Origin of the sequence: Bradyrhizobium sp. CCGUVB23, assembly GCF_024199885.1 — a bacterium.
Taxonomy (GTDB): Bacteria; Pseudomonadota; Alphaproteobacteria; order Rhizobiales; family Xanthobacteraceae; genus Bradyrhizobium.
The window spans coordinates 9,265,589-9,290,032 of sequence record NZ_JANADQ010000001.1; the positions used below are offsets into that span (position 1 = coordinate 9,265,589).

A 24,444-nucleotide genomic window follows, 5' to 3' on the forward strand; every position below is an offset into this window, starting at 1 on the left:
ACGGTCGCAGGCTTACCCGGCCCGAACGATGAAATCTTTCGTTGAGTCGCTAGCGTTGCGTGGGCAGCCCATTCCGGGCGGGTTGCGCGCGTCCTGATGGCGTTGCACAAGGAGGACATGACACCGCTATCATCGCCTGCCAGCGCCTGGACACAATCGAAGCCGCCTTTACTGCGGTTCCTCGACACTTGCCACGCCGAATTCGGTGCCGAAAACTCCGGCACGGTGGCCGACTACATCCCCGAGCTCAGCAAGGCCGACCCTGCCTATTTCGGCATCAGTCTCGCGACGCTGGACGGCCATGTCTATGAAGTGGGCGACAGCCGGGTGCCCTTCACCATCCAGTCGATGTCAAAGCCGTTTGTGTTCGCGTTGGCGCTGGACGTGCTGGGCGCGGCGCGGGTCGAAAGCGCGATTGGCGTCGAGCCCTCGGGCGATCCCTTCAACTCGATCCGGCTCAATGCGGAAAACCATCCGTTCAACCCGATGGTCAATGCCGGCGCGATCGCCTGCACTGGGCTGATCCAGGAGTGCAAGGGCGAGGCGGCGTTCGAGGAGATTCGCAAGGCACTCGGTCGCTTCGCCGGGCGCGAGCTGGACGTGGACGAGGCCGTCTACACCTCCGAAAGCCAGACCGGCGACCGCAACCGTGCCATCGCCTATCTCCTGAAAACCAATGCGGTGATCGCGGATAATGTCGCGGCCGTACTCGACGTCTATTTCCGGCAATGCGCCGTGCTAGTCACCGCGCGCGACATCGCGGTGATGGCGGCAACCCTTGCCAACCGCGGCGTCAACCCGGTCACCGGCGAGCAGGTGATGACGCCTTACGCGATCTCGCGGACGCTATCGGTGATGACGTCGTCGGGCATGTACGACTATGCCGGCGAATGGATCTACCGGATCGGCATCCCCGCCAAGAGCGGCGTCGGTGGCGGCATTCTCGCTGCCCTACCCGCCCGGCTCGGGCTCGGCAGCTATTCGCCAAACCTCGACAAGCACGGCAACAGCGTGCGCGGCATCAAGGTCTGCGAGGCGCTGTCCTCGCATTACGACCTGCACATGCTCAACCGCAGCGACGACGCGCGCAACGCGATCATCGCGGACTATCACATCGGCCAGAGCCCTTCGCGCCGCGTCCGCCGCCTCGGCGAGCGCGAGATCCTCGCAGCCCACGAGGACGAGGTTCGCGTCATCGAGCTCGTCGGCACCCTGTCGCTCTCGGCCGTCGACTACATCTCGCGGCAACTTGCCGCGCGGCCACGGCCGCAACTCGTGATCTTCGACCTGCACCGGGTCACCTCGACCACACGCGCCGGCGCGCGCCTCGTCGCTGAAGCTTTTGAGGAGCTCGCCGCACTGAGCGTCACCGTGGTCCTGTCCGGCGTCCAGCGCGCCTCGCGGGAGTGGAACGCGCTTCGCGAATGGACGGCGAAGCTGAAGAACGTTCGCGACTTCTACCTGCTCGACACCGCGATCGAATGGGCGGAAGACCAGATCGTCTACCGCTATGGCGGCGCGATCGATTTTCACGAGACCACGGAGCTCGTCGAGCAGCCGCTGCTTGCGGGCTTGAGCGAGGAAGAGCTGACCGACCTCGGCTCGCTCTGCACGATCCGCACCTACCAGACCGGCCAAAAAATCGTCGCGGCCGGCGATCCCGCCGATTCCCTGTTCTTCCTGCGCAGCGGCGCGGTGCACGTCACGCTGCCCGACGGCGTTCGCCTGGCGACGCTGACGGCCGGCATGGCATTCGGCGAAATGGCGCTGCTGGAATCGACCCGCTCCGCGGACGTATTGGCCGACATGGCAGCGACCGCCTTCGAGGTGCCGCTGAAGGATTTCGAGCGTTTTCGTCAGCAGCATCCGCACGCCAGCGAGCGCATCATGCGTAACCTGGCGCAGCTCCTCGCCGACCGGCTGATCGTCGCCAACGCCAAGGTGGATATTCTCACCTCGACCTGAGCAAGCTGCGGTTCAGCGGCTCGCCGCCTCGCGCAGGCGCCTGTTGATCTTGGCTGCGCTTGCCTGGAGCAATTCGGATGGCTTCTGGCCGGTCGCCGCGCACAGGCAGGCCCAGTAATAGATGACATCGCCGAGCTCATCGACGAGCCCCGCCTCGTCGAGCCAGCTATCGCGCAACAGCAACTTGATGTGCTCCGCGACCTCGCCGGCTTCGCCGGCGAGGCCAAGCCCGAGATAGGACAACCGCTCATTAGTCGGGTGCTCATCGACTTTCGCAATCGTCGCGGCCCAGGCTGCATACTCATCGATCGTCATCGGCATTCCTCGCCGTTTTTTCGGATCAGCCTACCACCTCCGTCACCGGTTGGAGGTCGATCTCGAATGTCTCAAGAAACTTCGACGTCATGATGTAGAAGCCGACCGCAAGCTGCAACTCGACCAGCGCGCCCGGCGTGAGTTTTGCGGCGATCGCCTTGAAGGTCGCGTCCGTCGGCTTGTTCAGCTTGACGATCTCATCAGTGAACGCGAGCGCCGCGCGCTGCGTCTCGGTAAAGCACGTCGCCGCCTGCCAGTTCGCAAGCGCCTCGTTCTGCTCGTCGGTGACGCCGACATTCTTGCCGATGCGCTTGTGCGCGATGATCTCGTAAGGCGCCTCGCAGAGAATCCCGGTCCGCGTGATCGCAAGCTCCCGCACGATCGGGTCAAGCTCGCCCCGGCTCCTGATCGCGCCGCCCAGCCGGCAGTACTGCACGAAATAGTCAGACGAATGCGACATCATGCGGAAGATGTTGGCGTTGCGATTCTTGGCGAGTATGTCGCGGGTGCGCTCGGACGCCTTGGAAGGATCGGCGTAGTCGATACGGGCCATCAGTCACCTTGAGTATTGCTCTTGTTGCGGCTTTTACGGACGGTTTCTCGAGACTATTCTTGCACCGACGCAAGAGCAACAACATCGAGTCAAATTGCCGCCGTAATGCTGAACGACCTTGCAACCGTCGATATTCGCCGCGTGGGGACAAATCGCAGCGAATACTCGAAGTGGGGTGTTCCGAGTAAAAAAATGGGACCGTCGCTTGCGCAGCGCGCGCAGCGATGAGTCACGCCCAGGTCTAGGGAGTAAACGGCATGAAGGAAGCCACCAGGAGGGCGGCCTCGGAAGCGTTCGCGCATATGCTGGCGGTGACGGCGATGCTGGTCATCGCCAGCATATTGTTCTACGGGCGCTAAAAAGAGATTTCGTCATTCCGGGGTGGTGCGTACGGGACCGCGCAAAGCGCGCGGCCCGGTAACCAGACCCAGAATTCCGTTCCAGGTTCGGTCCGTTTGACCGCCCCCGAATGACGAAAACCATTAATTAGACCTTGCCGAAAAACGGCACGAACCTTCCGGCAAACGACACGAACTGCGCGGTGACCTCGTCGCCGATCGCGAGATTCTTCTCACCGTGCGCCATCATGCGAAAGCCCTCGGCGCAATCGACGAGCAGGATGTTGTAGGGCACATGTGCGCGCGTCTCGGGCGTGGCCGCGCGGCAAACCAGCGAAGTGGCGTAGACCCTGCCCTTGCCGCTCGCGCGATGCTCCCGCGGATCTGGCGCGCCACAGGCTGCGCAGAAGTCGCGGTGGAAGTACTGCACGCCGCCGCACGATCTGCAGCATTGATAGACGATCGCCGCCTCGCCCTTGGTCCAGTCCGCGATTCGCGCGCTCATCGCACCCGCTCCAGGAACATGCTGACATGGGAGGACAACACGCCGCCGTCGCCATGCAGCAGCGCGATCGAGGCGTCGCGGACCTGACGATCGCCTGCGCGTCCGGTCATCTGGAGCTGCGTTTCGACCAGATGCGCCATCGCGCCGCCGACGCCGCAATGTCCGTAGCTGAGGAGTCCGCCATGTGTGTTGAGCGGCATGCGTCCGTCGTGGCTGAAATATCCGGACCGCACGCGCGCGGCGGCCTCGCCGCGTCCGGCAAGGCCGAGGTCTTCAAGCAGCATCGCGAGCGTGATGGTGAAGCTGTCATAGACCGCGGCATAGCGCACATCGGAGATCGCAAGACCAGAAGCCTGCTTCGCGCGCGCGATCGAAATCTCGGCGCCAAGCTCGCTGAGCGCCGGAGCTGCGGTGACATGCTGATGGGTATGCGCCTGCGCGCAGCCGCGGATCCGCACGCCGGCCTCGCCGGTCCGCTCGCGGCTGATCACGAAGGCGGCGCCGCCGTCGGACACCGGGCAACAGTCGAGCAGTTTTAGCGGCAGCGCCACGGGCTTGGACGCCATCACGTCCGCGACCGTGATCGGCTCGTGGAATTGCGCGCCGGGATGGGTGCAGGCGTGCGCGCGCATCAGCACGGCGAATTCCGCGAGGTCCTCCTCCGTCACGCCGTACTCATGCATGTAGCGGGAGGCAACGAGGCCGTAATAGGCGGGGATGGTCGGGCCGAGCGGCACCTCGTAATCGGGATGGCCGACCTGCGCCAGCGCCTGGATCGAGGCATCGCGGCTTTGCCCGGTGAGGCGATTCTCACCGGCGACAACGAGCACGTGCCGCACCACCCCGGCCTCGACCAGATGATGGGCGAGCATGGTCATCGCGAGGCCCGTCGCGCCGCCGACCTGCACGGCGTGGGCGTAGCTTGGGCGGATGCCGAAATGCTCGGCGAAGACGGTCGCCAGCATGATGTGCGGCGACACCGTCGAATAGCCGCAGAGGACGCCGTCGAGCTCCGCGCGCGTCATCCCGGCATCGTCGAGCGCAAGCTGGGCCGCGCGGCTCATCAGGTCGAGCGAGGATGAGCCTTCATGCTTGCCGTAGGGCGTGAGCCCGACGCCGGTGATGAAGCTCATGTTACCACCTCCCCATCGTCATTCCGGGGCGGTCCGTAAGACCGAACCCGGAATCTCGAGATTCTCAGGTGCGCAAGTGCGCACCATAGTTCGATGCTGTCGCATCGCCCGGAATGACAGATGAGAGAGCCGTCATCTCCTCCTCCCTATTCGGGCGGCGAACGGGTCACGCCGTCACGTATCAGGGCCGCGATCTCGTCGGCGGAATAGCCGATCTCCTTCAAAATCTCCGCGCCGTGCTCGTTGAGGCGCGGCGCGAGCCGTGAAGGTTCGGCGTCGGTGTCAGACCACGTCGCGGTGACCTTCATGCTGCGGATCGGGCCTTCGGTCGGATGGTGGACGACCGGAAAGAAGTCGGTCGCCTCCAGATGCGGATCGTGCAGAATCGTTTGCAGATCGTGCATCGGCATGACCGGCACATCGGCCCCGGTCAAAAGCTCGATCCATTCGGCGGTCGTGCGCGTCTCGAAGATGCGCGCGAGCTCGGCATAGACGAAATCGATGTTCGCAGCGCGGCCGGCAAAGGTCGCAAACCTCTTGTCGGCGCGCAGATCGTCGCGGCCGGTCGCCTCGAAAAAATTCTGCCACTGCTTGTCGTTGTAGACGATCACGCTGAGATAGCCGTCCGCAGTCTTGTAGGGCCTGCGGTCGCGCGACAGATGCCGCGCGTAGCCGCCCTTGTCGAGCGGCGGCTCGAAGGTGAGCCCGCCCATGTGATCACCCATGACGAAGCCGGCCATGGTCTCGAACATCGGGATGTCGACGCGCTGACCGCGCCCGGTGCGGTCGCGATGCACGAGGCTGGCGCAGATCGCACCGACCGCGGTGAGGCCGACGATGCGATCGACCAGCGCGTTCGGCACGTAGCGCGGCACGCCGTCGCCGGTCTGCGCAATCAGCGCGGGCAGCGCGGTTGCGCCCTGGATCAAGTCGTCATAGGCGGGCTTTGCGGCATAGGGCCCGTCCTGGCCGAAGCCGAATACGCCCGCATAGACGAGGCGCGGGTTGATCGCGGAGACCACGTCATAGCCGAGCTGAAGGCGCGCCATGGCCTGCGGCCGCACGTTGTAGACGAGGACGTCGGCGTCCCTGATCAGCCGCAGCACGGCGTCGCGGCCGGCCGGCTTCTTCAGGTCGAGGCAGATCGAGCGCTTGCTGCGATTGGTGTTGAGGAATACCGGGCCCATGCCAGCATGACGCATCGGGCCGATCAGGCGGGTGACGTCTCCTTCGAGCGACTCCACCTTGACGACGTCGGCACCGTAGTCACCGAGCATCTGGGTCGCATACGGTCCCATCAGCACAGTCGTCATGTCGATGACCTTGATGCCCTTTAGCGGCCCCATCGTTCACTCCCGATTGCGCGGGGCCAAAGATGCGGCCCGCGATTTCGGCCAGCTAACTGAAGCGGCGAGGCTCAAGCAAGGGCGGCCGGCGTATGGCCGCATGCGCCGCGTGCGAGCACGGCGCGCCGCTTATTTCTTCTGGCGGGCTTCGCGGATCTTGAGCAGCCGGTCGAGCTCGTCGTTCTGCTGGTTGATGCGATCGGCGATACGCGCCTCGCTCTGCTCGCCGGACGCAGCGGCGGCCTGCTCGATGAGCTGCCTGATATTGCCCTCGAGGATCGCGATGCGATCGTTGAGTTCGTCTAGTGACAGCGAGCTATCATTGCTCATGATGCATTCCCCGGAAATCAATCAAGAGCAGGAGGGTGAGCGAACCGAAACGTGCCCACCTTGACATAGCGCAAGGAAGGACGGGCATGGCGCATTCGCGGTCTTGCCCACCCTTACGGGTTACTTCAACGGCTCCAGGACGGAAACGTAGTTGGCGACCGCCGCGCCGCCCATGTTGAAGATGCCGCCGAGCCTGGCGTTCTTGATCTGCATGCCCTCGGGCGCCTGGCCTGCAAGCTGCATTGCGGTCATCACGTGCATGGAGACGCCGGTGGCGCCGATCGGATGGCCCTTCGACTTCAACCCGCCCGACGGATTGACCGGCAGCTTGCCGTCCTTCAGCGTCCAGCCTTCCTTGATGGCGCGGGCGCCCTGCCCCTTCGGCGTCAGGCCCATCGCTTCATATTCGATCAGTTCGGCAACCGTGAAGCAGTCGTGGGTCTCGACGAAGGAGAGGTCGGCGAGCGACACGCCGGCCTTCTCCAGCGCGCGCTGCCAGGCGACGGTGCAGCCCTCGAACTGAAGGATGTCGCGCTTGCTCATCGGCAAAAAGTCCTGGGCGTGCGCGGTGGCGCGGAAGCCGATCGACTTGCCCATGCCCTTCGCTGTCTCGGCGTCGGCCAGCACCAGTGCCGCGGCGCCGTCGGAGACGAGCGAGCAGTCGGTGCGCTTCAGGGGACCAGCGACGTAAGGATTCTTCTCGCTCTCGGAGCGGCAGAACTCGAAGCCAAAATCCTTGCGCATCTGGGCAAAGGGGTTGGCGACGCCGTTCTTGTGGTTCTTGGCCGCGATCAGCGCCAGCGCGTCGGACTGGTCGCCGTATTTCTGGAAATAGGCGCTGGCGATCTTGCCGAACACGCCGGCGAAACCGCCAACGGTGTCGCCGTCTTCCGGCAGGTACGAGGCCTTGAGCAGGTTCTTGCCGATCTCCGGACCCGGCGTGCGCGTCATCTGCTCGACGCCGACGACCAGCACGATTTTGGCAGCACCGGCCGCGATCGCGCGCAGGCCCTGGTGCACGGCGGCCGAGCCGGTGGCGCAGGCGTTCTCGACGCGGGTCGCCGGCTTGAAGCGCAGATGGGGATCGGCCTGTAGCACCAGCGAGGCGGTAAAATCCTGCGGCGAGAAGCCGGCGTTGAAATGACCGAGCACGATCTCGTCGACATCGCTGGCGGAGATGCCGGCATCCGCAAGCGCCTCATTGGCGACGCGCGTGACGAGGCTTTCGACCGTCTCCGTGTCGAACTTGCCGAACGGTGTATGCGCCCATCCGACGATGCTGGCGGTCATGGTCACTCTCCTCAGGTCTTCCCTCATCTCCCCTTGGGCCGATTCTTAGCCCATCGGGCCCAAGAGTTCACCAAAACTTCACGCGGCTTTGAGGCCTTTCAGGGTGCGCTGGCAGATGGCAGTTATGCCGGCCCAGTTCCCGGCTTTGATCTCCGCCGCCGGGCAGAGCCAGGAACCGCCGACCGCCAGCACGTTCGGCTCGGCGAGCCAGGTCGCCGCATTGGCCTCGCCGACGCCGCCGGTAGGGCAAAAGCGCACATTGGGGAACGGACCGCCCAGGGCCCGCAGGCCCTTGATGCCGCCGGCCTGCTCCGCCGGGAAGAACTTTGCCAGATCGAAGCCGAATGCCAAGGCCTGCATCAGCTCGGATGCGGTCGCAATGCCCGGGGCAAAGGGCAAGGCGCTGTCGGCGGCGGCCCTCAAGAGATCGGGCGTGCCACCCGGGCTGATGCCGAACTTGACACCGAGTTTCTCGGCGCGCGCGAGGTCGGCCGGGTTGAGGATGGTGCCGATTCCGACGATCGCATCCGGCACCTCCGATATCATCGCTTTCGCCGCCTCGATCGCAACGGAGGTGCGCAGCGTCACCTCCAGTGTCTTGACGCCACCGGCAACGAGGGCACGCGCCAGCGGCACGGCATCCTCGAGACGCTCGATGGTGAGGACCGGGATGACGGTCGCGGCCTTGAACAGCGCGGCGAGCTTTTCCTGTTTGATAGTCGTGGTCATATCGTTTCGATCTTCACTTTGTCGCTTGGCGTGAGGTTACCGGCCGGTGCCGCTTCTTCGGCGGCATGGCATACGCCGGAATGATGGCACCAGGATAGCAGATCACGAGGCTCGCGAGGCGATGGCCGGCCTGTGCGGCCTCGACCGGATCGGAGCCGGCAAGCCGGGCCGCGATATAGGCCGCGGCAAAGCTGTCACCGGCCGCGGTGGTATCGACCACCGGCTTGGTCAGCGGCTCGGCACGCACCTCGCTGGTTCCGCCCGGAAAGCGCAACAGGCTGACCGGCTCGGCGAGACGGAACACCAGCTCGGGCGTGGGGATGCGCGCCATCAAATCAGCGTGGCTTTCGCCGGGGTACAGCGCGAGCAGATCCTCGGTCGAGGTGAGCACGATGTCGGCCGCCTCGAAGGCCGCGGCAAACACCGCGCGGGCGACGTCGCGATCGGGCCAGGCGCGGGCGCGAAAGTTGGTGTCGAACACGAAGCGGGTGCCGAGCAGGCGCGCACGCTTGATCGCCGCGAACAGGCGCTCGCGCCCGGCCTGATCGTAGATCGAGAGCGTGATCGCGGAGAGATAGACGATGTCGTAGCTCATCAGGGAGTTGAGGATCTCGTCGGTCTCCGGCAGGTCCATCAGCCGGCGCGCAGCCGCGCTCTCGCGCCAGTGAAAGAACTGGCGCTCGCCCTTGGCATCAAGCTGGATCATGTAGAGTCCGGGCAGCTTGCCCGGCAGACGCACCACGCGCCTGGTGCCGACGCCCTCGGCAGTCCAGGCCGCCACCATCTCCTCGCTCAAGGCATCGTCGCCGAGTGCGGTGAAATAGTCGACCTTGACCTCGAGCCGCGCGAGATAGACAGCCGTGTTGAGCGTATCGCCGCCGAAGCCGCGCGAGTAGAGGCCGCCGCCCGGCCCCTGGCCGCCGGACTGCCCGCCTCCTTGGGCCTGCCGGAGTTCGACCATGCATTCACCGATGCAAGCAACGCTCGCCATGACTCGATCCACACTGTTCACCGGTTGCGTCAGGCGACGAAATTGCCGCCGAGCTCGTCTTCGATGTGAATGCGGATGATATCATCGAAGCTCTTCTCGGCGGTGGTGAAGCCGAGCTCGCGCGAGCGCCGTGCATCGAAATTGCGCGGCCAGCCGCTGACAATGCCCACAATGAAGGGATCCGGCTCCCGCTTGATACGCGCGGCGACCTTCTCGCCCGCGACCCGCTTCAAGGCCGCGATCTGCTCACCGACGGTCGCCGACAGGCCGGGCATGGTGAGATTGCGGCGCGGGCCGACCGCCGCGAGATCCATCGTGCCGGCATGGAGCAGGAAGCCGACCGCGGAGCGCGGCGTCGCGTGCCAGTGGCGGACGTCCTCGGAGACCGGCAGGATCGCTTCCTTGCCGGCCAGCGGCTCGCGCAAAATGTTGGAGAAGAAGCCGGATGCCGCTTTGTTGGGCAGGCCGGGCCGGATGCAGATGGTCGGCAGGCGGATGCCGATGCCGTCGAGGAAGCCGCGGCGGGAATAGTCGGCGAGCAGCAGTTCACCGATCGCCTTCTGGGTGCCGTAGCTGAGCAGCGGCGTGTGGAAGAACTCGTCGCCGATCGCATCAGGGAACGGGGCGCCGAACACCGCAATCGACGAGGTAAAGACCACGCGCGGCTTGTAGCCACCGCCAGTGAGGCGGATGGCGTCGAGCAGCATCCGCGTGCCGTCGAGATTGATGCGATAGCCCTTGTCGAAATCGAGCTCGGCCTCGCCGGAGACGATGGCGGCCAGATGGAAGATCACGTCGGGGCGCCCCGCGATCAGCTTCTCGGCGGCTCCGGGAACGGCAAAATCGCCGGACACCGTCTCGACGGCAAAGCCGGCCTTCTCGGGCTTCTTCGGCTCGACCACGTCATGCATGGTCAGCTTGGTGATGTCGCTCTTGCCGAGCCGGCCGTCGCGCAGCAGCCGTTCGCACAATTTGCGGCCGACCATGCCGGCAGCGCCGAGAACCAGAATGTGCAAGAGCCTACTCCTTCTTATTGGTCTTGAGCGCGCCCGTTCGGGAAGCGCTCGTGACGCGGGCCCGCAATCATTCCTTCACAGCGCCGGTCATCGCCGACACATAATGCTCCACGAAGAAGGCGTAAAGGATAACCAGCGGCAGCGATCCCGCCAGCGCCCCCGCCATCAGCGAGCCCCAGCGGTAGATGTCGCCATCCACGAACTCGTTGACGATCGCGACCGGCACCGTCTTGTTGCTGGTCGATTGCAGGAAGGTCAGCGCGTAGATGAACTCGTTCCAGCACAGCGTGAAGCAGAAGATGAAGGCCGAGATCAGGCCGGGGATTGCCAGCGGCAGCACGATCTTGATCAGGATCTGCCAACGGCTCGCCCCATCGATCAGCGCGCACTCCTCGAGCTCGAACGGGATGGTCTTGAAATAGCCCATCAACAGCCAGGTCGAGAATGGGATCAGGATGGTCGGATAGGTCAGGATCAGCGCCATCGGCGAGTCGAACAGGCCGTACTGGAACACGACGGTGGCGAGCGGGATGAACAGGATCGACGGCGGCACGAGGTAAGCGAGGAAAATCAGGCCGCCGACGAGATTGGCCCCCTTGTAGCGCAAGCGCACGATGGCATAGGCCGCCAGCACCGATGCAATGATCGAGAGCACCGTGGCGCAGATCGCCACATACATCGTGTTCCAGAGCCAGTGCGGATAGTAGCTCTCGAACAGAAGCTTGTGGAAATGCTTGAAAGTCGGATTCCAGGTCCAGAACGGATTGTACCTGTCGAGATCGAGCAACTGCTCGTCCGGTTTCACCGAGGTCAGCGCCATCCAGTAGAACGGAAACAGCAAGACCACGACGATGATCGTGAGCGGCAGATACAGCGTCACGATCCGCCGCGGCACCGACTGCAGATAGCTCATGCCCTCGCTGTGATCGGCCGTTGGCGCCGAGCCCGACAGCACATTTTTGAGATCGATGGATCTGGTGGGCAGGTCAGTCATTGCTCTCTCCCTGCTGCCACTTGCGACGCTGCAGCCCGAACCATGAGACCATGATCGCTGCGAGCAGGAACGGAATCATTGCACTCGATATCGCCGCGCCTTCGCCGAGCTGCCCGGCGATGATCGCGCGCTGATAGGACAGCGTCGCCATCAGATGAGTGGCATTGACCGGGCCGCCGCGGGTCATCGCCCAGATCAGCTGGAAGTCGGTGAAGGTGAACAGCACCGAGAAGGTCATCACGACCGCGATGATCGGCGTCAGCAGCGGATAGGTGATGTACCGGAAATTCTGCCAGCGCGTGGCGCCATCCAGCGTTGCAGCTTCATAGAGCGAGGGCGACACCGTCTGCAGGCCGGCGAGCAGCGTGATCGCCACGAACGGCACGCCGCGCCAGATATTGGCGAAGATCACGCAAATGCGTGCCCAAGTCGTATCGCCGAGGAAATTGATGTTCTGGCTGATCAGGCCGAGATGCTTCAGCGACCACGAGATGATCGAGAACTGGGAATCGAAGATCCACCAGAACGCCAGCGCCGAGAGCACCGTCGGCACGATGAAGGGGATCAGGACCATCGCGCGCAGCATCGCCTTGAACGGCATGTTCTCGTTCAAGAGCAGCGCGAGATAGAGCCCGATCGCGAATTTGAGGGCGCTGGCGACGATGGTGTAGAGCAGCGTGTTGAACACCGACAGCCAGAAGATGGCGTCGTCCCACAGCCATTGATAATTCTCGATGCCGATGAACTGGCCGACCCGGCCGATGCGGGTGTCGGTGAAGGACAGCCAGATGCCGAGCCCCAGCGGATAGGCCAGGAAGAAGATCAGGAAGGCCATGGCCGGCAGCATGAACCAGAAGCCGAGCCAGTTGCGGTTGTACTTAAGCTGGTCCCAGGCGCTGGCCTCTCGAAACTGAGGCTTGGCTTGGGAAGCAACTACGACATCAGCCATGCCCGATATCCTTGATCAGTGTGCGAATGAGCGGGCGGCCAGATAGCCGCCCGCGTCGAGATCATCAGCGATAGATGCGCTTCAATTGCCGTTCTGCTTCCGCAATTGCACCCTTTGCGTCCTTCGTGCCGGTGCAATAGTTGGCAAACATGTCAACGACGATGAAGTCGGCGATTGCGGTTGCGGCCTTCTCGCCCACCGTACCGATGCCGGACGCCGGCAGCGTGCGCTTGGATGCCTGGGCGAACACCGCATTCTTGGGATCCGCCGTCCACACAGGCGCAGACTCATAGGCGTTCAGGGTCTGCGTCAGATACCCCTGCGCACCGTCCATCCACTTCTCGTACTGCTCCTTCTCCATCATGAACGCGATGAACGCCTTTGCCGCATTCGGATATTTTGTGAAGTTGAAGGCGAGAATCGGAAATACAAGCTGCAACTCAGACGGCTTCCCGACGGGACCGATCGGGTGCAGCGCGTGATAGGTGTCTTCGGCGATGTCCTTCTTGGACGGATCGGTCTTGGCGGCGACGTAGATCGAAATGCCGTTGAGGGTGCAATAGAGCTCGCCGGCCAGGTACGCCTTGTTGTTGGAGGAGTCGTTCCAGGACGGGGTCCCGGGAATGAAAGTTTCATAGAGCGCCTTGCAGTACTCCAGCGCCTTCATTGTCTCCGGCGAATTGATGATGATCTTGTCGCTCTGGTCGACCGTGTAGGCTCCATGCCCCCAGAGGATCCAGTGCAGCCAGGCATTGGCGTCACCGCTGGCGTGTCCGAGCGCAAAGCCGGCCGGCGTGTTGTTCGCCTTGAGCGCTTTGCACATTTCAAGGAAGCTTGGGAAGTCCTTCGGAAACTCCTTGAAGCCCGCCTTGTCGGTCGCCGACTTACGGTACGTCATATAGCCGCCATTGGTCGTAACCGGAATGCCCAGCCAGTCGTCGCCAAGCTTGCAGGTCTTGGCCGCCGCATCCGTCCAGCCGCCGTATTTCTTGCCGAGGTAGTCGGCGACGTCGTTCATCTTCAGCACTTTGGTGGGAAAGAGCTGCGGCAGCGTGTGGAGGCCCCAGGCGATGTCAAGACCGGAGCCGGTGTTGGCGGCAACGGACGCCTTCGGCTGCACGTCTTCGAAGGATTCGCTGAACACGTTCATTTCGGTGCCCGTCGCCGCCTTGAACGCCGCGACGATCGCGTTGAATGCATCGTCTTCCGCCGGCACGAAGCGCTTCCAGCGCATCACGGTCAGCTTGGCACCCGGCTCGGCCTTCCACGGCGAGTCCGCCGCCCAGGCTTTCGCGAATTCGAACAGTGCAGGCCCAGTCAATGCGCCGGTTGCAGCCAGCGCCGTTCCGCCTTGAAGCAATGCCCGGCGGGTAAAGTCTTGCATGTCGTCCTCCCAATGAAACTTTTTTTAGTTTGTTGAAGCCTGCCTTACGCGTTCAGCCGTTTTCCTGTCCCCTCGTCGAACAGATGAACCAGCGACGGATCCGGCTTCAGCCGGACCTTGTCGCCAGGATTGAACTGGTGCCGCTCGCGGAACACGGCGACCACCTGCTCGCCGCCGAGCTTTGCGAACACCTGCGTCTCCGAACCCGTCGGCTCGACCACGACGATCTCGGCTTCCGCCCCGTCGTCGGCGATCGTGAAATGCTCGGGCCGCACGCCATAGACCGCGGGCTGCCCGTCGGACGCGGTGGGCGCGGTCTTGAGCGGCAGCTTGACGCCGTTCGGTCCCTCGAAGGTCGCCACCCCGTTCGAGCGCACATGGCCTTTCAGGAAGTTCATCGCCGGCGAGCCGATGAAGCCCGCGACGAACTGATTTTCGGGCTTGTCGTAGAGCTCGAGCGGCGTGCCCATCTGCTCGACGATGCCGTCGTGCATGACGACGATCTTGTCGGCCATGGTCATGGCCTCGATCTGGTCGTGGGTGACGTAGACGGTCGTGGTCTTGAGCCGCTGGTGCAGCTCCTTGATCTCGGTGCGCATCGCGACGCGCAGCTTGGCATCGAGGTTCGACAAGGGCTCGTCGAACAGGAACACCTGCGGATCGCGCACGATGGCGCGGCCCATGGCAACGCGCTGGCGCTGGCCGCCGGAGAGCTGGCGCGGATAGCGATCGAGCAACGGCGTGAGCGCGAGGATCTCGGCGGCGCGCTTGACTCGCTTGTTGATCTCATCAGAGCCCGCGCTGCGCAGCTTGAGCGAGAAGCCCATGTTGTCGGCGACGGTCATGTGCGGATAGAGCGCGTAGTTCTGGAACACCATCGCAATGTCCCGCTCCTTGGGCTGGACATTGTTGACGACGCGCTCGCCGATCGAGATCGTGCCTGAGGTGATGTTCTCGAGCCCTGCAAGCATGCGCAGCAGCGTCGACTTGCCGCAGCCGGAGGGGCCAACGAGAACGACGAACTGGCCGTCCTCGATAGGAATCGTCACGCCGTGCAGGACTTCAAAATTGCCGAACGATTTCCGCACGTCGCGGATGTGCACAGACGACATCTAAGCTCCCTCCTCACTGGTCCGCAGCGCCCATCGAGCACCGCTACCGCCTTTTCTTCTGAGGCTCCACCCAACGAGGCCCCATCGTACAGGCAGCATTGTCCGCAGTTTGCGCGGTTTTGGCAATTTGTCTTTGGTTAGTCTTAGCTGGTAGCGCTGTCAACGTTCCTTTGTTTGCAGGGAGGGCTGTGCTATGAGCAACAAATGGGACGAAAACGCACCAAATCGGGCAAGATCCGACTTGCGGAGGTCGCCGAGCTCGCCGGAGTGAGCCCTATCACTGCGTCCCGCTTTTTCAGGAATCCCGAGGCGCTGTCGGTCGCCAAGCGGGCGCGAGTCGAGAGCGCCGCACGCGAGCTCGGCTACGTGCCGAATCTCGCGGCACGTGCATTGGCCTCGCAGCGCACGGAAGTGATCGCCGTCCTGATCCCTTCCCTCACCAACAACGTGTTCTCCGACGTGCTGCGCGGCATCTATGATGCCTCCGAAGGCGGCCGCTACTCGATCCAGCTCTCCAACACGCGCTACAGCATCCTCCAGGAGGAAAGACTTCTCCGCCTGTTCCTGGCGCAGAAGCCGGCAGGGCTGATCGTCACCGGCATCGACCAGACGGCCGAATCGCGCGCGATGCTGGAGGCGGCCGATTGCCCGATCGTGCAGATCATGGAGCTTGGGCCCGCCCCGGTCGACATGATGATCGGCTTTTCGCACTATGAGGCGGCGCGCGCGGCGATCGCGCACCTGTTCGCGCAGGGCTGTCGCCGGATCGGCTTCGTCGGGGCGCGGATGGACCCGCGGGTGCAGCGGCGGCTGGATGGCTATGTCTCGGCGATGAAGGACGCCGGCCTATTCGACCAGCACCTCCTGGTCACGACGGCCACACCGACCTCGGTGACGCTGGGGGGAACGCTGTTTGCCGACCTGCTCGGGCGGGAGCCGAATATCGACGCGGTGTTTTGCGCCAACGACGACCTTGCCCTCGGCGTACTCTTCGAATGCCGGCGCCGGGACATCATTGTCCCCGATCAGATCGCCATCGTCGGCTTCAACGACCTCGAATTCATGGCGAGCGCGGTCCCTACGCTCACCAGCGTGCGCACCAACCGCTACGAGATGGGCCGGGCCGCAGCCACGATGCTGATCGAGGCGATCGAAGGCCGCCGCCCGGAACAGCCGGTGCTCGATCTCGGCTTCAAGGTGATCGAGCGGCAAAGCTCGCTGGCGCAGCGCGCCGACAGCCAGCCGGCGCTTTCCGGCATGGCGGCAGGGCGAACAAAATGATAGCGTTACCAAGGACCCATGACTAGTATCGCACTTGTGAGGAAACGACCGCCATCAGGCGAGCTGCGCAATGCAGGCTTGCGCTGTTGGGCATCGCACAAGCCGACACGACAGACCAACGCCTGTGCGTTCGCATTCTAGGAGATACCAATGACAAAGAAACCAACCAACGGGCACGCGCCCACAACCGATGGCAGCCGCCGGCGCCTTCGCTCCCAGGAATGGTTCGACAACCCGCATAACCCCGGCATGACCGCGCTCTACATGGAGCGCTACCTGAATTTCGGTCTCACCCGCGAGGAACTCCAGTCCGGCAAGCCGATCATCGGCATCGCCCAGACCGGCAACGACCTCTCCCCCTGCAACCGCCACCACATCGAGCTCGCGCACCGCGTCCGCGAGGGCATCCGCATGGCTGGCGGCATCGCGCTGGAGTTTCCGACCCATCCGATCCAGGAAACCGGCAAGCGGCCGACCGCGGCGCTCGACCGCAACCTCGCCTATCTCGGTCTCGTCGAGGTGCTGTTCGGCTATCCCCTGGACGGCGTGGTTCTGACCACCGGCTGCGACAAGACGACGCCGGCCTGCATGATGGCGGCGGCGACCGTCAACCTGCCGGCGATCGTGCTGTCGGGCGGCCCGATGCTGAACGGCTGGCATGACGGCGAGCGCACCGGCTCCGGCACCATCGTCTGGAAGTCCCGCGAGCGGCTCGCCGCCGGCGAGATCGACTACGAGGAGTTCATGGAGATCGTGGCCTCGTCCGCACCGTCGGTCGGCCATTGCAACACCATGGGCACGGCCTCGACCATGAATTCGCTCGCGGAAGCCCTCGGTTTCTCGCTGCCGGGCTGCGCGGCGATTCCCGCGCCCTATCGCGAGCGCGGCCAGATCGCCTACCAGACGGGCAAGCGCATCGTCGAGATGGTCTGGGAGGATCTGAAACCCTCGGACTTCCTGACCCGCAAGGCGTTCGAGAACTGCATCGTGGTGAATTCGGCGATCGGCGGCTCGACCAATGCACCGATCCACATCAACGCGCTCGCGCGCCACATCGGCGTCGAGCTCACGATCGACGACTGGCAGAAGCACGGCCACGACGTGCCGCTGCTGGTCAACCTGCAGCCGGCCGGCTTCTATCTCGGCGAGGAGTTTCACCGCTCCGGCGGCGTGCCCACCGTGGTGCGCGAGCTGATGAAGCACAAGCGCATCCACGAGGACGCACTCACCGTCAACGGCCGCGGCATCGGCGAGAACTGCGCAAATGCGCCCAAGCCCGACCAGGACGTGATCTGGGCTTACGACAAGCCGATGGTGCAGGACGCCGGCTTCCTGGTTCTGCGCGGCAACCTCTTCGATTCCGCGATCATGAAGACCAGCGTGATCTCCAAGGAGTTTCGCGACCGCTACCTCAGCAATCCGAAAGACCTGAACGCGTTCGAGGGACGTGCGGTCGTGTTCGAGGGGCCGGAGGACTATCACGAGCGGATCGACGATCCCTCGCTCGACATCGACGAGCGTTGCGTGCTGTTCATCCGCGGCGCCGGACCGATCGGCTATCCCGGCGGCGCGGAGGTCGTGAACATGCAACCGCCGGCGGCGCTGATCAAACGCGGCATCCTCGCCCTCCCCTGCATCGGCGACGGCCGGCAGTCCGGCACCTCGGGCTCGCCCTCGATCCTCAACGCCTCGCCGGAAGCGGCCGCCGACGGCGGGCTTGCGATCCTGAGGACCGGCGACAAGGTGCGTATCGACCTCAACAAGGGCAGCGCCAATATCCTGATTTCGGATGATGAGGTGAAGAAGCGCCACGTCGAGCTGAAGGCCAGTGGCGGCTTCAAGCATCCGCCGAACCAGACGCCCTGGCAGGAGATCTATCGCAACACCGTCGGCCAGCAGTCGACCGGCGCCTGCATGGAGCTCGCCACGCGCTACCAGAACGTCGCCGGCACGTTTGGCGTGGCGCGGGACAACCACTAGCAGCCACGTCGTCATTGCGAGGAGCGAAGCGACGAAGCGGTCCAGACTGTCTCCGAGGTGAGATTCTGGATTGCTTCGCTTCGCCCGCAATGACGATGAAATAGACAGTTTCAAGGTGAGGAGAACAAGAAAATGGCAGACCGCCTCAAGGGAAAGCGCGCCGTTGTCACCGCCGCGGCGGCCGGCATCGGGCGCGCATGCGCAATCGCATTCGCGCGTGAAGGCGCAACCGTCATCGCCACCGACATCAATGAAGGTGGCATCGCCACTCTGGGCAAGGACGGCGTCGCCGAGACGGGAAAGCTCGACGTTCGCAATACCGCCGACGTCAACGCCTTCGCCAAGCGCACCGGCAAGATCGACATCCTGCTCAATGCGGCGGGTTTCGTGCACAACGGCACCATTTTGGACTGTTCGGAAGAAGACTGGGACTTCTCGTTCGACCTCAACGTCAAATCCATGCACCGGACCGTCAAGGCGTTTCTGCCGGCGATGATAGCGGGTGGTGGCGGCAGCATCGTCAACATCTCGTCGTGCGCAGCGCTGAGGCCGCCGGCCAACCGTTACGTCTACAGCGCGTCCAAGGCGGCGGTGTCGTTGCTCACGCGCGCGGTTGCGCTCGACTTCATCACGCAAGGCATCCGCTGCAACAGTATCTGCCCCGGCACCGTCGAGACGCCCTCGATGCTCGACCGCGCCGCCGCCGTTGGCCCACAGGGCAAAGAGATGTTCATCGCCCGCCAGAAGATGGGCCGGCTCGGCACCGCAGAGGAAATCGCGGCCATGGCGGTCTATCTTGGCAGTGACGAAAGCGCATTCACCACCGGCGTCGATCTCGTCGTCGACGGCGGCTTCATGCTCTGACTAATCCTCATCCCGGGGCGCGCGCCAAGGGCGCGCTCCTCACCATGAGGGTGCGAGGAAGGAGTTTTGCATGAACAAGATCGACCTCAACGGCCGCTGCGCGATCGTCACCGGCGGTGCGCAGGGCTTTGGCCGCGCCATCGCCGAACGCTTCGTCGCCTCCGGCGCCAAGGTCGCGATCTGGGATTTCGACTCAGGTCTAGCCGAGAAGACAGCCAAGGAAATCGGCGGCGACATTCGCGTCTTCAAGGTCGACGTCGCCGACACGGCCGCAGTCGAGCAGGCCCATGATGCGACCCTCGCCGCCTTCGGCAGGATCGATATCCTCGTCAACAATGCCGGCATCGCCGGCATCAACAAGACGGTCTGGGAGACCGACCTCGAGGAATGGCGCAAGGTGCTGCGCATCAACCTCGACGGCCCCTTCATCTGCTGCAAGGCGATCGTGCCGACGATGCTCAAGCAGAAATACGGGCGGATCGTGAACATCGCATCCATCGCAGGCAAGGAAGGCAATCCGAACGCGGCGCACTACTCGGCCTCCAAGGCCGGCCTGATCGCGCTGACGAAGTCACTCGGCAAGGAGCTTGCCGCGCACGACATCCTGGTGAACGCCGTGACGCCGGCGGCCGCGAAGACCGCGATCTTTGAACAGCTGACGCAGCAGCACATCGATTTCATGCTGTCGAAGATCCCGAAGGGCCGCTTCGTGCTGGTGGAGGAACTCGCCGCGATGGTCGCCTGGCTCGCATCGGAAGACTGCGGGTTTTCGACCGGTGCGGTGTTCGATATCTCCGGCGGGCGCGCCACCTATTGAGGGCGTCATGACCAGAGAAGGCGGATGCCTGTGCGGCGCGGTTCGCTTCAAGACGGAGGGCGAGCCGCTTAACGTCCGCGTCTGCCATTGCCGCCTCTGCCAGAAGGCGATGGGCTCGCCGTTCTATGCCCGCGCGCTGTTCGAGCCGCGCGCGCTGACAGTCGAGGGCGAGACCGCGTTCTATCCGACATCTCCGGCCATCGAGCGCGTGTTCTGCAAGTCCTGCGGCACGCGGCTGTTCTCCCGCCGCACCAACGGCACTGCGACCGGTGTCGCGCTGGCCACTTTCGACGATCGCAATGCCTTTGCCCCGACCGAACACATCTGGGTGTCGGAGAAGATGGGCTGGGTCTGCATCGACGACGGCCTGACGCAGTACGAGGGAACGATCCCGGTAGCCTGAAGGTCACCGAATCCATGCTAGCGTGCGCCGGATGCATGAACCAAGGCGGCGCGCGTGAACATCTCCCTCTACGACCTCTCCGTCTGGGTGCTGCCGCTGGTGATCGCCATCACCTTCCACGAGGCCGCGCATGGCTTCGTGGCGCACCGTCTTGGCGACGATACCGCCTGGAAGCTCGGCCGGGTCAGCTTCAACCCGCTCCGGCATATCGATCCGTTCGGCACCCTGATCCTGCCGGCGATGCTGCTGTTTGCGCATTCGCCGTTCCTGTTCGGCTATGCCAAGCCGGTACCGGTGAACTTTCGCAATCTCAACAACCCGAAGCTCGACATGGTCTGGGTGGCGCTGGCCGGCCCCGCGACCAACATCCTGCTCGCGCTGCTGGCGGGCCTGGCACTCCACGCCCTGCCTTTCGCGCCGGCAGGTTCGGCGCAATGGATCTTCGACAACCTCAGGAATTCGCTTCTGATCAATGCGGTGCTGGCCGTCTTCAACATGATGCCGATACCGCCGCTGGACGGCGGCCGGGTTGCGGTCGGGCTCCTCCCGCGGCCGCTCGCTCTGCCGCTGGCCCGGCTCGAGCCGTTCGGGATGCTGATCCTGATCGCCATCCTGATCCTGCTCCCCCTTGCGGGTTCGCAGTTCGGTCTAAATCTTGATGTTATCTCGGCAATACTGGGAACGTTGACCGGATATGTGATTAAGGCCGTTCTCTTCCTGACCGGCAACGCGTAGTTGAACCAGGACGAACCCAGAGAACCCGAAGGGCCCGAGGCCAACTTGGTCAAAGCTGCCGACATGCTGATCGCGCGACGAGCCGACACCCGCGCCCGCGCCGATCTCGCCACCTGGAAGATGATGGCCAAGCTCAACGGGTTGTCTGCGCTGCCTCCGGAAGCCCAGGAGTTCCTCGCGAGCTACAAGAAGCTGCTGGAGCAGACGAATGAGGACGAGGCCACCGAGGCCACCATCACCTCGGTCTACAAGGCGTACTATGCCGAAATGGGCGGAGCCGGAACTCCGCCTGATGTTCGTCCCCGGGCCAGCGAGCCCGTGAAGGACAATGTTACCGCCTTCCGCCGCCCGCCGCCCAAGCCGAAGAAAGCCGGCACGTTCGGGGTGACGGCGTTCGGCGGAACCGAGAAGCGGCCGCTGCCGGTGGCGCTGATCTTCGCCTGCCTGGTCGTGGTCTACGTCGCGATCCGCTATTACTGGCGCTGAGCCGATTTCTTCTTCGTCTCGCGCGGCGGAAAGGTGACGTCGAGCGTGCGCTCGAACTTTTCATCCGTCAGTCCTGCCGGCGGTTGCGGCACGGGATCCGAGCGACGGATCATCGAGACCGCCGCCGCATCGAAGGCATCGTCTCCCGAGGACTCCACCACATCGACCGAAAGCACGTTGCCTTTGCGGTTGAGGACCAGGGTGACCTTGACCTTCTGGGACTTGGGCTCCTTCCCCTCCGGGTAGACCTGGTGCAGCTTGAAATGCGCACTGATCTTGCGGTTCCAGTCGGCAGTCAGCTTCAGGATGTCCTTGCCGATCCCGAGCACCGGCGCCACGGCCTTCTCGGCCTCGCGCGCAGCCTCATCGAGCTTCTGCCGCGCCGTGGCTACCGATTGCGGCGATGCCTCGGCAGCCGGGGTCTCGATGGCCGCTACCTTCTGGCTCTCGTCGTCCGGCTTTTTCGCGTTGTTGTCGGTGACGATCCGGTCGGCATCGTCGACGTCCTGGTGCTGGTCCTTGGGAAGCTCCGTTTCCTTCACCTCGGCCTTTTGTTCGGGTATCGCCCGCTGTTCCTGCGAGGCATCGGTGTCAGGTCCGGGCAGAAGTTCGGACTCGGGCGCATCGGGCGAAGCCATCTCGACGGCGAATTCCGCACCGGCCGCACCCAGACCATCGTCGCCACCATCCGTCCGCAAATGCGCGAGCGCCAACGCCGCACCTCCCAGGTGGAGCGCAAGCGCCGCCACCGCGGCCAGAACCCACAGCCGCCGGGATGGTTTTGGTTCGGTCTCGAAACCGGACATAAGAACAGCCTCTAGGGCTTCGCAGAGTCTGCCGCGGGCGCCCCCGGAGAGGCCGGGACACCTTCAAGCGTCACCAGCTTCACCTTGGAGTAGCCACCCGAGCGCAACAACTCCATCACGCCCATCAGTTCGCCATAAGGTACCGTGCGATCGGCGCGCAGGAAAACGTACTTATCCTTGCCCATGTCCGACAGGCCGTCGAGCGAGGCGGCCAGGTTGGCACGCGTGACCGGGTTCTCCCCGATGGCAAGCGTCAAATCGGACTTGATGCTGACATAGGTCGGCTTGTCCGGCTTCTTCTGCGGTGTGGCAGTGGAGGTCGGCAGATCGACCGGCAGATCAACCGTCGACAAAGGCGCCGCAACCATGAAGATGATCAGCAGCACCAGCATGACGTCGATGAACGGCGTGACGTTGATCTCATGCGTCTCGGAGAAGTCCGCATCGTCATCGAGATCGTTGTCTGCGATCGAAGCGCCCATCGCCTACTCCGCCGCTGTGCGCGAATGAACGCTGCCGTGGCTGCGGTCGAGGTCGCGCGAGAGCAGCCGCGCCGCCGCACCCGAGGCGCGGCTGACGAGCTCGAGATAGCCCTTCGTCATGCGCGCGAAATGATTGTAGATGATGACGGCGGGGATCGCCGCGACGAGGCCGATCGCGGTCGCAAGCAGCGCTTCGGCGATGCCGGGCGCGACGACCGCAAGGTTCGTCGTCTGCGACTTCGAGATGCCGATGAAGCTGTTCATGATGCCCCAGACGGTGCCGAACAGGCCGACGAAGGGCGACGTGGCGCCGATGGTCGCAAGCACGCCCATGCCGATCCGGATCCGCCGCGACTCCGCGCGGGCAATCTCGGCAAAGCTCGAGGCGGCGCGTTCCTTGATGCCGGCGTCGCTGGAAATCCCCGCGGACGCCCGCGCCTCTCGCAGTGCGGCCGCAAGGAATGACGGCAGGATGCCTTCCTTGGCACCAAGCGCAAACTGGGCCTCTGCTAGCGAGCGTGCGTCGGCGATCTTCTTCAGAGCCGCGCGCACCCTGCCCTGTGCCAGCGTCAGCTCGATCGATTTCGCGATGAAGATGGTCCAGGTGACGAGGGAGGCGAAGGCGAGCCCGATCATCACCGCCTTGACGATGATGTCCGCCGACATGAACATCACCCAGGGCGACAGCTCCTTCATCACAGGCGCAGTCGATTTCAGCGTGCGGCCGGCATCAGTCGACGCAGCAGCCTCGGCCGCAGGCGCCATGGGGGCAGCCGTCGCCGCAGGCGCTGCGGCTGGTGGCGCCGCCGGAGTGGCGGCCGGCTGCGATGTGGCTGGCGGCGTTGCCGCCTGCTGCTGTGCCGAAACGGGGACTGCGAGGGCGATCACCGCGAGCATCACGGCTGCGGCAAGGCTTGCTCGGCAAAGGCTCGCTCGGAAAGTTGTGGTCTTCATACTTCGGCCCAGTAGCGAATGAGGTTGTGATAGATACCCGTCAATTTGACCGTTTCGGGGTCGTCGCGTCCAAGCCGCTGCGCCAGCGCCTGAACGGCGGTATCGAGGTCAAAGATCAGGCTGCGGGCTTGATCATCCCGTACCATGCTCTGCAGCCAGAAAAAAGACGCCACCCGCGCGCCCCGCGTCACCGGCGTGACGAGATGCAGGCTGGTCGAGGGGTACAGCACGCAGTCGCCGGCCGGCAACTTAACTTCGTGCGAACCGTAGGTGTCCTCGATCACGAGTTCGCCACCGTCATATTCCTCCGGTTCGGCGAGGAACAGCGTGACCGACAGGTCGGTGCGGATGCGAAGGCCGGTCAGGCGATCGCCGCGGATCGCGTTGTCGACGTGCAGACCGAAATGGTGCCCGCCGCTCGCCGCATAGCGGTTGAACAGCGGCGGGAAGATCTGGAGCGGGATCGCCGCCGCCAGGAAGCGCGGGTTCGACGTCAGCGCCGAGATGATGCGGTTGCCGAGCTTGCGCGCGACGTCGCTGTCCGGCGGCAATTGCTCATTGCGCTTGACCATCGCCGACTGCGCACCCGCCGTCGAACGGCCGTCTTCCCACTCGCTCGCATCCATGATGCGGCGGAACTCCGCCACATCATCCTTGCTCAAGACGCCGGGTATGCAGGTCAGCAT

General features: G+C 64.1%; 26 protein-coding genes. 8 read left to right on the forward strand and 18 right to left on the reverse strand.

Annotated features, from left to right (window positions below; translation table 11 throughout):
• The first annotated feature begins 117 nt into the window (after positions 1–117).
• Complete coding sequence (gene glsA, locus NLN62_RS43525) at positions 118–1,965, forward strand: glutaminase A (protein ID WP_254112796.1); 1,848 nt, start codon at positions 118–120, stop codon at positions 1,963–1,965.
• Between the two features lie 12 nt (positions 1,966–1,977).
• Here glsA and NLN62_RS43530 read toward each other — a convergent pair whose 3' ends face one another.
• From NLN62_RS43530 to NLN62_RS43595, 14 genes are all read right to left on the reverse strand, one after another.
• A complete protein-coding gene (locus tag NLN62_RS43530) occupies positions 1,978–2,280 on the reverse strand; it encodes a nucleoside triphosphate pyrophosphohydrolase family protein (protein ID WP_027523769.1) in 303 nt (100 codons plus the stop codon).
• 25 nt (positions 2,281–2,305) lie between these two features.
• Positions 2,306–2,833, reverse strand: a complete 528-nt coding sequence (locus NLN62_RS43535) for a carboxymuconolactone decarboxylase family protein (RefSeq protein ID WP_254112798.1) — start codon at positions 2,831–2,833, stop codon at positions 2,306–2,308.
• Between the two features lie 486 nt (positions 2,834–3,319).
• The gene (locus NLN62_RS43540) at positions 3,320–3,676 is read right to left on the reverse strand and encodes a Zn-ribbon domain-containing OB-fold protein (RefSeq protein WP_027523767.1); all 357 of its coding nucleotides are present in this window, start codon (positions 3,674–3,676) and stop codon (positions 3,320–3,322) included.
• Complete coding sequence (locus NLN62_RS43545) at positions 3,673–4,809, reverse strand: thiolase family protein (protein WP_254112799.1); 1,137 nt, start codon at positions 4,807–4,809, stop codon at positions 3,673–3,675. The genes NLN62_RS43540 and NLN62_RS43545 overlap by 4 nt, the downstream gene beginning before the upstream one ends.
• 146 nt (positions 4,810–4,955) lie before the next feature.
• Positions 4,956–6,155 (reverse strand): CaiB/BaiF CoA-transferase family protein, encoded by a 1,200-nt coding sequence (locus tag NLN62_RS43550; protein ID WP_254112802.1) that lies wholly within the window; start codon positions 6,153–6,155, stop codon positions 4,956–4,958.
• 129 nt (positions 6,156–6,284) lie between these two features.
• On the reverse strand, positions 6,285–6,485 hold the full coding sequence (locus tag NLN62_RS43555; protein ID WP_027523764.1) for a hypothetical protein: 201 nt from the start codon (positions 6,483–6,485) through the stop codon (positions 6,285–6,287).
• Between the two features lie 120 nt (positions 6,486–6,605).
• Positions 6,606–7,775, reverse strand: coding sequence for an acetyl-CoA acetyltransferase (locus NLN62_RS43560; RefSeq protein WP_254112804.1), 1,170 nt, complete (start codon positions 7,773–7,775; stop codon positions 6,606–6,608).
• Between the two features lie 78 nt (positions 7,776–7,853).
• A complete protein-coding gene (gene eda, locus NLN62_RS43565; protein WP_254112806.1) occupies positions 7,854–8,504 on the reverse strand; it encodes a bifunctional 4-hydroxy-2-oxoglutarate aldolase/2-dehydro-3-deoxy-phosphogluconate aldolase in 651 nt (216 codons plus the stop codon).
• Between the two features lie 13 nt (positions 8,505–8,517).
• On the reverse strand, positions 8,518–9,495 hold the full coding sequence (locus tag NLN62_RS43570; protein ID WP_027523761.1) for a sugar kinase: 978 nt from the start codon (positions 9,493–9,495) through the stop codon (positions 8,518–8,520).
• A 29-nt stretch (positions 9,496–9,524) separates the two neighbouring features.
• Positions 9,525–10,511, reverse strand: a complete 987-nt coding sequence (gene denD / locus NLN62_RS43575; protein ID WP_254112808.1) for a D-erythronate dehydrogenase — start codon at positions 10,509–10,511, stop codon at positions 9,525–9,527.
• A 67-nt stretch (positions 10,512–10,578) separates the two neighbouring features.
• Complete coding sequence (locus NLN62_RS43580) at positions 10,579–11,505, reverse strand: carbohydrate ABC transporter permease (protein WP_027523759.1); 927 nt, start codon at positions 11,503–11,505, stop codon at positions 10,579–10,581.
• Positions 11,498–12,454 carry a carbohydrate ABC transporter permease gene (locus NLN62_RS43585; protein WP_027523758.1) on the reverse strand — a complete coding sequence of 319 codons (957 nt, stop codon included), beginning with the start codon at positions 12,452–12,454 and terminating at the stop codon, positions 11,498–11,500. The genes NLN62_RS43580 and NLN62_RS43585 overlap by 8 nt, the downstream gene beginning before the upstream one ends.
• Before the next feature lie 64 nt (positions 12,455–12,518).
• Positions 12,519–13,838: an ABC transporter substrate-binding protein gene (locus NLN62_RS43590; RefSeq protein WP_254112810.1), complete on the reverse strand. Its 1,320-nt coding sequence runs from the start codon at positions 13,836–13,838 to the stop codon at positions 12,519–12,521.
• A 44-nt stretch (positions 13,839–13,882) separates the two neighbouring features.
• On the reverse strand, positions 13,883–14,950 hold the full coding sequence (locus NLN62_RS43595; RefSeq protein ID WP_027523756.1) for an ABC transporter ATP-binding protein: 1,068 nt from the start codon (positions 14,948–14,950) through the stop codon (positions 13,883–13,885).
• Positions 14,951–15,154: 204 nt separating this feature from the next.
• Here NLN62_RS43595 and NLN62_RS43600 point away from each other — a divergent pair, with 204 nt between their 5' ends.
• From NLN62_RS43600 to NLN62_RS43630, 7 genes are all read left to right on the forward strand, one after another.
• The gene (locus NLN62_RS43600; RefSeq protein WP_051389786.1) at positions 15,155–16,231 is read left to right on the forward strand and encodes a LacI family DNA-binding transcriptional regulator; all 1,077 of its coding nucleotides are present in this window, start codon (positions 15,155–15,157) and stop codon (positions 16,229–16,231) included.
• Positions 16,232–16,381: 150 nt separating this feature from the next.
• On the forward strand, positions 16,382–18,211 hold the full coding sequence (locus tag NLN62_RS43605; protein ID WP_254112812.1) for an IlvD/Edd family dehydratase: 1,830 nt from the start codon (positions 16,382–16,384) through the stop codon (positions 18,209–18,211).
• A gap of 132 nt (positions 18,212–18,343) precedes the next feature.
• On the forward strand, positions 18,344–19,075 hold the full coding sequence (locus NLN62_RS43610) for an SDR family oxidoreductase (protein ID WP_254112814.1): 732 nt from the start codon (positions 18,344–18,346) through the stop codon (positions 19,073–19,075).
• Positions 19,076–19,145: 70 nt separating this feature from the next.
• On the forward strand, positions 19,146–19,892 hold the full coding sequence (locus NLN62_RS43615; protein WP_254112815.1) for an SDR family NAD(P)-dependent oxidoreductase: 747 nt from the start codon (positions 19,146–19,148) through the stop codon (positions 19,890–19,892).
• A gap of 7 nt (positions 19,893–19,899) precedes the next feature.
• Entirely contained in the window at positions 19,900–20,295 is a 396-nt protein-coding gene (locus tag NLN62_RS43620) for a GFA family protein (protein WP_027523752.1), read from the forward strand.
• Positions 20,296–20,349: 54 nt separating this feature from the next.
• Positions 20,350–21,030 carry a site-2 protease family protein gene (locus NLN62_RS43625; RefSeq protein ID WP_254112817.1) on the forward strand — a complete coding sequence of 227 codons (681 nt, stop codon included), beginning with the start codon at positions 20,350–20,352 and terminating at the stop codon, positions 21,028–21,030.
• A 63-nt stretch (positions 21,031–21,093) separates the two neighbouring features.
• Entirely contained in the window at positions 21,094–21,516 is a 423-nt protein-coding gene (locus NLN62_RS43630) for a hypothetical protein (RefSeq protein WP_254113851.1), read from the forward strand.
• Here the strand turns inward: NLN62_RS43630 and NLN62_RS43635 are convergent.
• Genes NLN62_RS43635 through NLN62_RS43650 form a run of 4 tightly spaced genes read right to left on the reverse strand, consistent with a single transcriptional unit; the run spans position 21,504 to position 24,444 of the window.
• Positions 21,504–22,322: an energy transducer TonB gene (locus NLN62_RS43635; protein ID WP_254112819.1), complete on the reverse strand. Its 819-nt coding sequence runs from the start codon at positions 22,320–22,322 to the stop codon at positions 21,504–21,506. The two genes, NLN62_RS43630 and NLN62_RS43635, sit on opposite strands and share 13 nt — an antisense overlap.
• Positions 22,323–22,333: 11 nt before the next feature.
• Complete coding sequence (exbD, locus tag NLN62_RS43640; RefSeq protein WP_027523748.1) at positions 22,334–22,804, reverse strand: TonB system transport protein ExbD; 471 nt, start codon at positions 22,802–22,804, stop codon at positions 22,334–22,336.
• Positions 22,805–22,807: 3 nt separating this feature from the next.
• On the reverse strand, positions 22,808–23,758 hold the full coding sequence (exbB, locus tag NLN62_RS43645; RefSeq protein WP_027523747.1) for a tonB-system energizer ExbB: 951 nt from the start codon (positions 23,756–23,758) through the stop codon (positions 22,808–22,810).
• Positions 23,755–24,444 carry a Fe2+-dependent dioxygenase gene (locus tag NLN62_RS43650; RefSeq protein WP_027523746.1) on the reverse strand — a complete coding sequence of 230 codons (690 nt, stop codon included), beginning with the start codon at positions 24,442–24,444 and terminating at the stop codon, positions 23,755–23,757. The genes exbB and NLN62_RS43650 overlap by 4 nt, the downstream gene beginning before the upstream one ends.